General features: G+C 65.2%; 6 protein-coding genes. All 6 read left to right on the top strand.

Annotated features, from left to right (window positions below):
- Positions 1 to 7: 7 nt before the first annotated feature.
- The 6 genes from ACF3M1_RS08090 (at position 8) to ACF3M1_RS08115 (ending at position 13,175) form a co-directional block, all read left to right on the top strand.
- Complete coding sequence (locus ACF3M1_RS08090; RefSeq protein WP_394005056.1) at positions 8 to 976, top strand: Fic family protein; 969 nt, start codon at positions 8 to 10, stop codon at positions 974 to 976.
- Positions 973 to 4,434: a DEAD/DEAH box helicase family protein gene (locus tag ACF3M1_RS08095; RefSeq protein ID WP_394005057.1), complete on the top strand. Its 3,462-nt coding sequence runs from the start codon at positions 973 to 975 to the stop codon at positions 4,432 to 4,434. The genes ACF3M1_RS08090 and ACF3M1_RS08095 overlap by 4 nt, the downstream gene beginning before the upstream one ends.
- A gap of 239 nt (positions 4,435 to 4,673) precedes the next feature.
- The gene (locus tag ACF3M1_RS08100; protein ID WP_394005058.1) at positions 4,674 to 4,988 is read left to right on the top strand and encodes a hypothetical protein; all 315 of its coding nucleotides are present in this window, start codon (positions 4,674 to 4,676) and stop codon (positions 4,986 to 4,988) included.
- A 634-nt stretch (positions 4,989 to 5,622) separates the two neighbouring features.
- Complete coding sequence (locus tag ACF3M1_RS08105; protein WP_394005059.1) at positions 5,623 to 6,234, top strand: rhomboid family intramembrane serine protease; 612 nt, start codon at positions 5,623 to 5,625, stop codon at positions 6,232 to 6,234.
- A gap of 246 nt (positions 6,235 to 6,480) precedes the next feature.
- Entirely contained in the window at positions 6,481 to 7,677 is a 1,197-nt protein-coding gene (locus ACF3M1_RS08110) for a M48 family metalloprotease (protein WP_394005060.1), read from the top strand.
- Positions 7,674 to 13,175, top strand: coding sequence for an AAA domain-containing protein (locus ACF3M1_RS08115; RefSeq protein ID WP_394005061.1), 5,502 nt, complete (start codon positions 7,674 to 7,676; stop codon positions 13,173 to 13,175). Before ACF3M1_RS08110 ends, ACF3M1_RS08115 begins: the two co-directional genes overlap by 4 nt.
- The last annotated feature ends 289 nt before the right edge of the window (positions 13,176 to 13,464 follow it).

The following is a 13,464-nucleotide window of genomic DNA, read 5'->3' on the forward strand; positions in this document are numbered from 1 at the left end:
CCATCGCATGACCGCGCTGGTCGCGGACATCGCGGAGCGGCTGGGCGCGTGGAAGGCGGCCGCCAATCGCGACACACTGGTGCCGGCGCTGCGTCGCAGCAACCGCATTCGCACCCTGCAGGCCTCGCTGGCGATCGAGCAGAACACGCTCAGCGTGGAGCAGGTGACGGCGGTGCTGGCCGGCAAGCCGGTGCTGGGCTCGCCGAAGGAAGTGCAGGAGGTGCGTAATGCCTTTGCGGCCTACGAGGCGATGGAGCGCTGGCAGCCGCATCGCCTGGGCGATCTGCTCGCCGCCCACAGCTTGCTGATGGCCGGATTGGTGGACCGGCCCGGAAGGCTGCGCGGCGGCGATGTCGGGATCTGGCGCGGGGGCAAGCTGCTGCACATGGCGCCGCCCGCGAGCCGTGTGCAGGCGCTGGTGAAGAATCTCCTGGGCTGGCTGCGCAAGACCGATGCGCATCCGCTGGTCGCGTCGGCCGCGTTCCATTACGAGTTCGAATTCATCCATCCCTTCGACGATGGCAATGGCCGCATGGGCCGGCTGTGGCAGACCCTGATCCTGGCGCACTGGCAGCCTGTCCTCGCGTGGCTGCCGGTGGAAACGGTCATCAAACATCGCCAGCAGGACTATTACGCGCAGCTGGGCGTGGCTGACGCGCGCAGCGACTGCAGTGGCTTCATCGAGTTCATCCTGCAGGCGATTGCCGACAGCCTGGACGAGGCGATTGCCGCCGAGGTGACGGTAGAAACGCCGGTAGAAATGTCGGTAGAAGCGCCGCCGCGCTCGCCGGCCCGGGTGCTGGCCGTGCTGCGCCAGCAGCCGGGTCTGACCCTTGCGGACGTGTCGCGGGCGACGGGACTGTCGCTGCGCACAGTGGAGCGGGTGGCCGCCCGGCTGCAGGCCGAGGGCAGGCTGCGTTATGTCGGCCCGAAGAAGGGCGGGCATTGGGACGTGCTTGAGAAGGGGACGCGGTGAGCAACTTCCAGTTTCTGCAGCAGGAATTCAAACCCCTCTTTGATCCGGCCAGGGGCGCGGAGCAGCTGGTCCATTCCGACCCGCGCGCCTGCTGCATGCGCACCCGCCATGCGCTGGAGCAGGCGGTGCACTGGCTGTACGCACACGATGTGACCCTGCGGATGCCGTACGACAACGGGCTTGGTCTGCTGTTGACGCAGCCCGCGTTCGAGCAGTTGCTGCCGCCGCATATCCACCAGAAGGCGCGGCTGATCCAGAAGCTGGGCAACCAGGCCGTGCACGGCAACCAGCGGGTGGGCAGCGGCGATGCGATGCGCCTGGTGCGCGAGCTGTTCCATGTGCTGTTCTGGCTGGCACGAACCTATACCCGCGCCAGCGATCCGAAACACCTGTCCGCCGAATGGGACGAGACGCAGGTGCCCCATCTGGTGCGCGCCGACGAGGCGGTGGCCTTTACGCGCGACGAGCTGGAGAAGCAGGAAGTAAAGTTCCGTCAGCAGATCGAAGCCCAGCACGGCCAGCTGGAAGCGCGCGAGGCGCGCATCGCCGAGACCGCCGCCACCCTGGCAGAGCGCGAGGCGGCGATCGCGGCGTTGGACGCCAAGCTGGCGGACGCGCGTCGGGAGCTGGCCGAGGCCAAGGCCGCCAACCTCGCGGTGCCGGATGCGCACGACTACCACGAGGCCGACACCCGCCGTTTCTTCGTCGACGTGCTGCTGCGCGAGGCTGGTTGGGTGGTAGGCGCCAATGCGTCGGTGGAGGTGCCGGTGACCGGCATGCCCAACCAGAAGGGCGAGGGCTTCATCGACTACGTGTTGTGGGGCGCGGACGGCAAGCCGCTGGCCGTGGTGGAGGCCAAGCGCAGCTTCAAGGATCCGGATATCGGTCGCCAGCAGGCCCGGCTGTACGCCGATTGCCTGGCGCAGTCGCATGGCCAGCGACCGCTGATCTTCTACAGCAACGGCCACCAAACCTGGCTGTGGGACGACCAGCGCGCACCGCCGCGCGAGGTGCAGGGCTTCTACACGCGCGATGAACTGGAACTGGCGATCCAGCGCCGCAGCCTGCAACGGGACCTGGGCGCATTGCAGGTCAACCGCGGGATCGCCGGACGCGAGTACCAGCTGCGCGCGATCCGGGCGATGGCGGAGTCACTCGCGTCTGGCCGCCGCGCCGGCCTGCTGACCATGGCGACGGGCACCGGTAAGACCCGCATGTCGATCGCGCTGGTCGAGCTGCTGATGCGCGGCAACTGGGTCAAGCGGGTGCTGTTGCTGGCGGATCGCAAGGCGCTGGTGCGGCAGGCCACCAATGCGTTCAAGACGCATCTTCCGGATTCCAGTCCGGTGAACCTGGTGACCGACAAGGACGGGCAGGGGCGGGTGTATCTGTCGACGTACCCCACGATGATGGGGCTGATCGAGCAGATGGATGGGGACCGCCGCAAATACGGCGTCGGGCACTTCGATCTGATCATCATCGACGAGGCGCATCGCAGCGTGTACCAGAAGTACGGCGCGATCTTCCGCTACTTCGACAGCTATCTCGTGGGCTTGACTGCGACGCCACGCGACGAGGTGGACCGCGATACCTATCACTTGTTCGGCTTGGAGACCGGCGTCCCCACCGATGCTTACGGACTGGAAGAAGCCGTGGCGGACGGGTATCTGGTGCCGCCGCGCGCGCACTCGGTGCCGATCCGGTTCGTGCGCGAAGGCATCCGCTACGACGAGTTGCCACCGGACGAGCAGGCGCATTGGGAGTCGCTGGACTGGGGCGACCATGAGGTGCCGGACGAGGTGTCGGCTTCGCAGGTCAATAAGCAGCTGTTCAACGAAAGCACAGTCGACCTGATGCTCAGGCATCTGATGGAGCACGGGCTCAAGGTGGACGGCGGCGACCAGCTCGGCAAGACCATCATCTTCGCGGTCAACCAGCCGCACGCGGTCTTCATTGCCAAACGCTTCGACCATCATTACCCGCACTACAAGGGCGACTTCGCGCGTGTGGTGACGCACGCGGTGACCTACGCGCAAAGCCTGATCGACGAGTTCAGCCTGGCGACCAAGCTGCCTCAGATCGCCATCTCCGTCGACATGCTCGACACCGGCATCGACGTGCCCGAGGTCGTAAATCTGGTGTTCTTCAAGGCGGTGCGCTCGAAGGTCAAGTTCCTGCAGATGATCGGCCGCGGGACGCGGCTGTGTCCGGATCTGTTCGGGCCGGGACTGGACAAGACCGAGTTCCACATCTTCGATTTCTGCGCCAATTTCGAGTACTTCAACGAGTTTCCGGCCGGCGCCGCTGCGCCCGTTGGCGAGCCGCTGGGCAAGCGCCTGTTTACACGGCGGCTGGAGCTGATGGTGCTGCTGCCGGAGACCGCTGGGCCGCCGAAGAAATGGGCGGCGGACGCGGCCGCCGATTACAGCGCACTGCCGGCGCTGCGCCGGAGCGTGATCGCGCAGCTGCATGGCGAAGTGGCGAAGATGAATCCGGACAACTTCATCGTCCGCCTCGAGCTGGCGCATGTGACGCGCTATGCCGAGCGCGCGCAGTGGGACACGCTGGACGAGACGGCGATGGCCGATCTTCGCGCGCACGTGGCAGGACTGCCGAGCCAGCAAGAGCCCGAGCACATCACGGCCAAGCTGTTCGACCTGGTGTGCGTGAGCCTGCAGATCGCACTGATCAACGCCACGCGCGATTTCCTCGGCTACCGGGACCGGGTGATCGAGGTCGCGAGTGCGCTTGAAGCGCATGCTGCGATCCCGTCTGTCCGGGAACAGCTTGCGTTGATCCATGAAGTCCAGAGTGAGGGATTCTGGGAAGGCGTCACGCTCTCGATGATCGAGGAGGTGCGGCTGAAACTCCGGACGCTGGTGAAGTTCATCAAGAAGCGTCCCGGCGATCCGGTCTATTCGATGCTGACCGACACCATTGGCGAATCGGACGAGGTTGGCCTGGAGAGCTTCAGTACCGGTATCAACCTGGCGCAGTACAAGCGCAAGGTGGAAGCCTATATCCGCGCTAACGAGCACCACATCGCCATCGCCAAGCTGCGTTACAACAAGCCGCTGACGGCAACGGATCTGGAGGAGCTGGAGCGGTTCGTCTACGGAGCGGAGGTGGTGGGCGGGCGCGAGGCATTCGAAAAGCATTACGGCAGCGACCGCCCCCTGACGGTGTTCATCCGCTCGCTGGTCGGGCTGGACCGGAATGCCGCCAAAGAGGCGTTCGCACAGTTCCTCGACGCCAACCGGTACAGCAGCCAGCAGATCCGGTTCGTGGAGATGGTGATCGACCGATTGACGCAGCAGGGCGTCATGGATCCAGGCCTGTTGTACGAACCACCGTTCACCGCAATCCATCACGAAGGCGTGGAAGGCGCGTTTGCGCATGCGGACGCAGATTCGATATTCCGCATCGTGAATGAAATCAACGAGCGGGCCGCGGCGTAACGAACGAGGGTGAGCGTCTGTGGCGATAGCGCCCCGGCTGGAGCTGGGACGTCGTTGGCAGGCGCCGGTCTGATGCTGTGCCGCTGCGAGGGCTGTGCCTGATAACGGTGCCAGGATAACGGTTCCAGGTTCACTTTCTGTCGTGGGACCAAGTGGCAAGCGAGGGCGGGGCGAACCGCCTGTGCAGTTCCGGTACGGGGTTTGAATGGAAACTCGGTGATCTGTTTTTGAGCATCTAGATGCCGCACCCCGCGCACTCCACCGTCATCGCCGGACCCTGGACGGTTCAGCCCCATGTGCCGGCCCGCCGGACGCCCGGGCGTCGAGGAGCCGCACAGCCGGCCGACACCGTCCAGCTGCGCGAAGGCCTGACGCCGCCGCAGCTCGTCACTATGGAAGCGCTGGAGATCTTCGGCTGGCGGCTGGCCTTCGTTCGCCGGCCATTGTTCCAGGCACCGATTCCGGTGTTGTTCGACCGGGCCGGCACACGTTACGTCGCGATCCGCGAAGACGGCACGCTGGACGAGCAGCCGGTGTTGAAGCTGCGCAGCTGAGGCGCAGTCGCAGCGTTCACTGGGCGCGCATAGCGCGCGATCTGGACGGCAGGGTTTTTCCTCGGCGGGCGCAGATCTCTTGTGCGTCGTCGGAAGATGCCGGCCGCCTGCCACGACCACGGCAGCAGCTGAACGCGATCACGCGCGGCCGGTTCCCCGAAGCGTTGCGGGTGTTCGATGCCTGTCCCTGCATTTCCCCGCGGGGGGCGACCCGCGGACTTCACGACGTCCGCGATTTGCTCGGCATCCCGCCAGCCAGGCGCCGGCCCGAAGGATCAACGACACAGGCGGCCTGCGCGGCGACCCGGCATGTAGGCGCCGAGGTGCGCACACCATGGCAGCGCTCGCGCCACTGAGCGGGACTGGGGGAGATGCGTCCACTTCCGACCAGATGCGGACGCTTGCCCCATGAGGACGAGTCTCGGAGGCCTGCCGCCGCCCATACAACCGCGGGCACATCCGAGACGGCTGAGCAACAACCGCCTCGAAGACAAGACACAACGGCCGCAAAACGCTATATGGGAGATGTGTCTCGATGATCCAAGAGCCGGCCGAATAGCGACGTGGCGGATGCCCGTTTCGACCCCGCTATGCTCGCCCCAGCAGCGGCGCGATTCTTACAACGGAACTTTGCATGACCCAGTCGCAATCAATCATCGCGCCTTCGATGTCGCGCCGCGTTCCTTGGTGCACGCTTCTGCTGTGTGCAGCAACTGTCGTCATGAGCGTGTTCGCGGCGATCGAAGTCAGCGGAGCTTGGCTCGGACGAGTCAGGATCGTCGAACTCGAGAATTACGGTCTGCGCTTCAAATACATTCGTGAACTCGAACTCTGGCGTCTGTTCACCGCACAGCTCGTTCATGTCAAGCAGCCACACATGCTGTCGAACGTGTTTTGTTTGTTGTTGGTCGGCACGGTTGTCGAGCGCCATATGGGTTTTTTCCGCATGCTTGTGCTCTGGCTGGTAGGCGGCTCAATCGCAATGCTGATCAGCGAGCCAATCTTTATGCCGCCGTGGAACCTGGGCACCGGCGCATCCCAGGCGATCATGGCAATTGCGGGAGCCGGCCTTTGGTTAGCGATGACGGGCATCGACCGCTCGAAGTCTCTCGTACTGCCAGTCGCATTTACGATCGCCGTGGCGCTAACGCTCGATCTGATCTATGCCAACTATCCGAAACCCGGACATGTCGCGGGCCTGTTGCTTGGCTATTTGATCGCCCGGCTGACTCGAAAAACAGCGTGAGCCATACACCGCCCGAACGCCAGCTAACACACGGATATCCGCTTCTGGGCGATAGCGGACATGAACAGTACTAGGGCACCAGCGAGTGCCAGCCGCCATGTCTCGCAGACATTGTTCGTACTTACGCCGAGGTGTCTGCCGGGCGCGTGCCATCCAAGCTCAAAGCTACCGAATGTGCTTGTCTAAATACGTGTTGGGCGCCAGCGGGCTCCCGTAAACTCCATGCAGACTCATCAGGGGCATTGCGTGGACTCGATTCATTCCGGAGGCCGTGGGCTGCAGCCGCTTCCTTATCACCTGCAGACAGTGCAATACCTTAAAAGCCACGAGCCCGAGGTCTGGGCCTGGGCGAGTTCCCAGAAGGCGCGCGCCGAGCATGTCGAGGCGGTCCGGGCGAGCCTGCTGCGCAACACCTACCGGGTAGAGCCGAATGCCCATCCGGAGGTGCATGCGACGATGCTGCAGGCGATGCAGCGCTTGGGTATCGATGCGCCGGCCACCCTGTATCAAGCCGGCGGTCATGAAATGAATGCCTCGCTGGTGTTCGTACCGGGCGAAATCCACGTGGTGATGATGGGTCAGATGCTCGAGCGGCTGTCGCCCGATGAGCGCCTGGCCCTGTTTGGCCACGAACTCGCTCATTACCTGTTGTGGTCGCGCGACGGCGGCGATTTCCATGTGGCCGACCGCATCCTCAATGACGCACTGGCCTCCCCGCAGGCGAGCCCAAGCCACCGCGAAACTTTGCGACGGTATTCGCTGCACACGGAGCTGTTCGCCGATCGCGGCGGCGCGATCGCCGCGGACGCCCTCGCCCCGACGGTCTCTACGTTGGTAAAGGTGCAGACGGGCGTTGCCAGTCCCGACGCTGCTGCCTACCTGCGGCAGGCGGCTGAGATCGATACGCAGGCAAACGAGCCCCGCAATGCGACGACACACCCGGAGACGTTCGTGCGCGCCCGCGCGCTCGAGCTGTGGTGGCAAAATGCGGATCGGCTCGAGGAGTGGATCGAGGCCAAGCTGCATGGGCCGCTATCACTCGAGGCGCTCGACCTGGCGGGGCAGGTGCGCCTGCAGGCGATCACGCGCGGCTTTATGACCCACTTTTTGGCTGATACGTCGCTGCGTAGCGACCTGGTGGTGAGCCAGGTGCGTGAACTGTTTTCCGAGTGGTCGCCGGACGAGCCGGCCTCCGTGCTCGCTGATCTTCGCGCCGAACTCATGGATGACAGCGTGCGCGGCTACCTCAACGCGCTGATGCTGGATCTGGCGCTGGTGGATGCGGACGTGCAGGACGCAGCGCTGCTGCGTGCCGCCACGATCGCCCACGAGATGGGCAGCCTGGACGCGCTCCAGGCGAACCTTAAACGTGACGCGCGCTTTGGCAAGCGCGAACTCGACAGGCTCAAGAAAAAGTTGGGCATGATGCAGGTGGACGCATGAGCTCGCCCGAGGCAGGTTTGGAACAGCCCGGCACGCTGACAGCACTGATCGACGCACAGGACGGCGGCGCCCTGTCCACCGACGACGTCCTCGTGCTGGTGTTGCCGCTGTTCGAGGAAGTCGCGTCCTTGCACGCCCACGGGCGTGTCGCCGTTCTTGATCCCGGGCAGATCCTGTTGAGCGCGTCGGGCGCGCTGCGACTGCGCCAGGCTGATGGCCGGCCGCCCGCGATGGACATCGATGCGGTGCACCGGGTGCAGCCGCTTCCAGCATCCGCGCTCAACATCGTGGGCGAACTGCGCCGGACGCACGACACCGACGGCGTTGAACGCTTCGAAGATCGGCAAGTCCAGACCGAGCCCGCAGCGCCAATCGAGCGCCCGGTGTATCTGCCCGGGTTTCGCAGCTGGGAAATCCAGCTGGGCCACCACGACGAGATCACCGACATCTTCCGGCTTGGGCAGGTGCTGGCGGCGCTCGCCTGCGGTCTGGACTTCGACGATCCCGAGGACATCGAGTCGTTTGCCGCGCATCGCCGCAACCTGTTCCAGATCGCCCCACGGTTGAATCCCATCGTCGCTTCGGTCATTGCCGAGATGACCGCGATCAACCGGCATGAGCGCGCGACCGATCTGGCCAGCATGGCCACGCGACTTCGCACATGGCGCGAGCAGCCGCAGGCGCTGGATGTGGAGCGTGCGCTGGCCGGCGCGACCGGCTTGGCACCGCGGCGCACGGCAGTGCTGTCGCACCTGCGCGACCGCCTGTTCGACCTCTCGCGCCGCAACCGCCTGCTGTATTTCCGACCGAGTGCAAGCAGCGTCAACCTGACCGTATCGAGCGTGCCGCTGATGCTGCAGCTCGAGAGCATCCGGCCCGAGCACATCTGCACCTGGGGTGGACCGTTCGCGGCGGAAGTCGTCGCCGGCCGCGCGGTGGACCTACACCGCTGGCTGCGTTTCGACGACCAGCCCTACCTGCCGGTCGCATTGGATCGGCTGATTCAGGAAACCCGCCGTGACCGGGCGGAATACGGCTTCAGTCATCTGCGCCTGGTGGCCGCATTCCTGCGCTGGCATAACCTGAAGGAAACGCCGCAAGAGCGCATCACCACGCCGTTGCTGTGGATCCCGGTAGAACTCACCCGCCGCAAAGGCGTCCGCGACCAGTACCTGATCCAGTGCGAGGACGGCGAGGCCGAGTTCAATCCCGTCCTGCGCCACCAGCTGCGCCAGCTGTACGACATCCGCCTGCCCGAGACGGTCGACCTGCAGAAGACGTCGATCGCCGAGATCCACGCCGACCTGCTCGCCCAAATCCGGCGCACCGAGCCGGCCGTCGAGCTGCGCCTGGTCGACAAGGCTCAGGTCAAGCTGGTGCGACAGAAAGCGCTGCAGCGCCTGCAGCAGTTCCAGCGCCGGCGCATGACGACGCGCGTGGCGCGCGAGCGTTCCGCGGCACTGCCCGATTACAGCTATGACCGCAGTGATTACCGCCCGCTTGGCCAGGCACTGTTTGAGCGGTGGGTGCGCCCGAGCCTCTTGCCGCAGCGCTTCGAGGCCGGTGCTTCGCCGGTCGCCGGCCCACGTCATGCGCGGATGGCGGCGTCCACCGAGGACGTGGAGAAGCTGGGTTTCGCGTTGCAGGAATCGGAAGGCCACCAGTACGAGTGGGATCTCGATCTCACGCAGGTCACGCTGGCCAACTTCAACTACAAGAAGATGTCGCTGGTACGCGACTACACGCAGCTGATCGAAGAGCCCGCCCCGAATCCCGGCTTCGACCGCGTGTTCTCGATCGAGCCACGCGACGTCGATGCGGCACCGCCGCCGCCTGTGGCGCTGCCCGAGCGCTGGAACGTAATCGCTTCCGATGCCACGCAGAACGCTGCCGTTGCACTCGCGCGCACGCAGCGCAGCTTCATCGTCCAAGGTCCGCCCGGCACGGGTAAATCGCAGACGATCACGAACCTCATTGCCGACTATGCAGGCCGCGGGAAGCGTGTGCTGTTCGTGTGCGAGAAACGCGCAGCGCTCGATGTGGTGTTCCACCGGCTCAAGCAAAGCGGTCTCGATGAGCTGTGTTGCCTGATCCACGACTCGCAGGCGGACAAGAAGGCCTTCATTGCCGACCTGCGATCCGGCTACGAGCGGTGGATCACTCGGCCGCATGGCAGAGACGAGCTCGCCGCTCAGCGCGAGCAGGTCTTGGCAGGGCTGGAGCAATACCAGCAGCAAATCGATCGCTTCGAGCGGTCGATGGCCGAGGTGAGCGAGGGACTTGGAACCAGTCTGCGTCAGTTGGTCCGGCGCCTTGCCGCCATGCCCGCGGCACCCATGATCTCCCCGGCCGCACGTGAGCGGCTGCCGTCGCTCGCCATGTGGGACCGCAATCGCGAACTCACGCAACGGCTCCACCGCAGCATGCGCGAGCGTTACGGACTGCAGGGGCTCGCCCACCATCCGTTCGCCCGCCTGTCTGCGGTGCTGGTCACCGATGAACATGCGTTTGGCCAGACCGAGCAGCTGGTCGAGCGGTGCGAGCAATTGCTCGCGCTGCTGGATGCGAGTATCGAAGACAGCGGGCGTTTGCTCGACAGCGAAATGGCGCTGGAAACAGCCGTCGAGATCGCGCGACAAGCGAAGTGGCTGAGCGATTGTCAGCTGGCCGCCCATCTGGAACTGCTCGACAGTGCGTCGGCCCCTGCAGGCGAACTGCAACGCGTTCGGGAAGAGCGTGAACAGCGAGTTGCGGCGCTTCAACAGGTTGCCGCCACGACAGGAAACTGGCGAGAGAAGCTCGGCCCAGCCGATACGCAGGCCGCACTCGACCTGGCCACTCGGCTGGAAGACTCGGTGCTTCGCTGGCTGCAGCCGTCATGGTGGCGGCTGCGCGGCGAGATCAACCGGCGCTATGACTTCAGTCGCCACGCAGTCCGGCCCGGCTACACGACGGTGCTGCGCACGCTGGCCGTCGAGCACGCCGCAACGGCGGCTGTAGAGGAGATGGACGCCAGCAGCCGCACGCGGTTTGGCGTTACCGACATAGCGGGCTTTCTTGCCGCGCTCGAAGAGTTGCAGCAACGGCTGCTGACCAGCGAAGCGTCCCGCCGCCTGGTCGATCATCTGAGGCAGGAGGGCGATCCGATTGTGTCCGCACGCGCGGAGGCGGCCACGCTCGATGCCCTCGAAGCGCTGGCCGAGCAGGCGGGGCAGGGGCTGCGACTGGGTCCGCACGCGCGGCTGGGGGAACTGGGCGAGCTCATGCGTGACCTGCGCGAGAACCTGGACGACCTGCCGGACCTGCTGCCGTTGTTGCGGGCCGTGCATGGGGCGGACACGGCGTATGCGGCCGCCATCCTGGAACTGCCCCATGCCCCGGGCGAGCTGGATGCCCTCGTTGCCGAGGAGGCGCTCAAGCGCTTTGAGCGCGAGGCGCCGGAGCTGGCGCGCTTCGATGGGGCGGCGCTCGCGCGCACGGCGCGTGCCCTCCATCAGGGGCAGCAGCGCCTTCTGGCACTCAACGCGCAAGTCGTGGGCGCGACGCTGCATCGCCAGTTCGCCGATCACGTGCGCCAGTCGTCGCTCTCGGCCTCGCAGCTCGATGCAGCCGGCAAGGATTTCAAAAAGGTCTACGCCGCAGGCCGACGCGAGCTCGAGCATGAATTCGGCAAGACCATGCGTTACCGCTCCATCCGCGACTTGGCCGCTGACGAAACAGGCGTGGTGCTCAATGACCTCAAGCCGATCTGGCTGATGAGCCCACTGTCCGTCTCGGACACCCTCCCGCTGTCGGCGGACCTGTTTGACGTGGCGATCTTCGACGAGGCGAGCCAGATCCCTACGGAGGAAGCGGTGCCAGCGCTGAGCCGCGCGCGTCAGGTCGTGGTGGTGGGTGACGAGATGCAGTTGCCGCCGACGAGCTTCTTCTCCGCAGGCGGGGAAGAGGAGGACGAAATCGTGGTGGAGGAAGAGGGCGAGCGCATTGCGATCAACCTCGATTCCGACAGTTTGTTGAACCAAGCGGCGCGGAACCTGCCGGCCACCTTGTTGGCCTGGCATTACCGAAGCCGGCACGAGTCGCTGATCAGCTTCTCCAACGCCGCGTTCTACGACGGTCGTTTGGTGACGATTCCCGACCGCACGTTCGAGCGCGGCGACGATGAAATCCGGCCGCTGCGGTCGGACCAGGACGACGCCGGCGCGGCTGGCGCCGATGCACTGATGCGGCGTCCCGTGAGTCTCCACGCCATCTCGGACGGTGTTTACGTAGGTCGCCGCAATGCGCCGGAGGCTCGCTACATCGCGCAGATGGTGCGTGAGTTGCTCGCGCGCGAGACCGGTTTGAGCATCGGCATCGTCGCGTTTTCGGAGGCGCAACAGGCCGAGATCGAAACCGCGCTCGAGGCGCTCGGCTTAAAGGACGCGGATTTCGCTGCACGCTTGGAGCGCGAGTACGTGCGCGAGGACGAGGACCAGTTCAACGGCTTGTTCGTGAAGAACCTTGAGAATGTTCAGGGCGACGAACGCGACGTGATCATCCTGAGCATCTGCTATGCGCCAGGGCCCGACGGCAAGATGCTGATGAACTTCGGCCCCATAAACCAGCGCGGCGGCGAGAAGCGCCTCAACGTGATTTTCAGCCGCGCGCGTCATCGAATGGCGGTCGTCTCGACGATTCAAGCGGAGGCAATCACCAACGTGCACAACGATGGTGCCGCGGCGCTGCGGGCGTTCCTGCAGTTCGCGCAGGCCAGCGCACGGGGCGAATTCGAACGCGCGCAGGCGGTGTTGGGCGCGCTCAATCCGGGTGCGCGGGACGTGTTTACGCGCAGCGCGGGCACTGATCGGATCCGCGAGGCGCTTGCCGCGGCGCTGCGCGAGCGGGGGCACGTGGTGCACGAGCACGTCGGCCGATCGCAGTTCCGGTGCGATCTCGCGGTGGCCGGTGCCGGCGGCGATGGGTATGCGCTGGCGATCCTGCTGGACGCGTGTGACGCGCCGGCGCAGGACACCGTGGAGCGATACGTGTTCCGGCCCGGCATCCTGCGCAATTTCGGCTGGAACGTGATCGACGTGCCGGGCAAGGACTGGCTCCGCGACCCGGAGGGGGTGCTCAGCCGCATCGAAACCGCGCTATCGGGTGCTGACGAGTACGCGGATGAACCCATAGAGCTCGACAGCCCACCCGGCAGGTTCGATCACGAGCCGGACAGGCAGGCGTCTGCGGGCGCGGCCCGGGGCGTCGAGCAGGGCGTGGCAGTGTCGGCTGAAGCCAAGGCCCGGCAGTTCCGATTCGAGCAGGGGACGTCCAGCAAGTTCTGGAGGATCGCCTTGGCGGGATCCGAACTGACGGTCACGTTTGGCCGGATCGGCAGCGCCGGCCAATCGAACCTTAAGGCGTTCGAGACGGTAGACCGCGCCGAGCGCGAGATGGAGAAACTGGTGTCGGAGAAGCTTCGAAAGGGCTACATCGAAGAACAGATGGCATCAGGATGATTGGGAAGCGAACGGCTGCAAGAACCGCGTACGTCTAAGAGATCTGACGATTCGTCCAAGCCGACGCCGCTTTGCGGCGCGGCTCTTCAGGTGTCAACTTGCCAGTCGATGGCCGTTTCTGGCCGGAAGTGAACGTTCTCAACGAATGGCCGGATCACAAGCCATCGTGTGTCTCGTGCAACACGCACGTTTCGGGCACCGCCACGGAAGACACGAATGCCGACGCCGGCTGTGCAAAACGATTCGGCGCGGTCAGGACCAGTCGGTGCGCGCCGTCGACCATCGAGGT

Source organism: Luteimonas sp. WGS1318 (genome assembly GCF_043187535.1).
Lineage (GTDB): Bacteria > Pseudomonadota > Gammaproteobacteria > Xanthomonadales > Xanthomonadaceae > Luteimonas.

Coding starts and splice junctions, on each gene's coding strand:
- ACF3M1_RS08090 (WP_394005056.1), top strand. CDS start 8: ATGACCGCGCTGGTCGCGGACATCGCGGAGCGGCTGGGCGCGTGGAAG.
- ACF3M1_RS08100 (WP_394005058.1), top strand. CDS start 4,674: ATGCCGCACCCCGCGCACTCCACCGTCATCGCCGGACCCTGGACGGTT.
- ACF3M1_RS08105 (WP_394005059.1), top strand. CDS start 5,623: ATGACCCAGTCGCAATCAATCATCGCGCCTTCGATGTCGCGCCGCGTT.
- ACF3M1_RS08115 (WP_394005061.1), top strand. CDS start 7,674: ATGAGCTCGCCCGAGGCAGGTTTGGAACAGCCCGGCACGCTGACAGCA.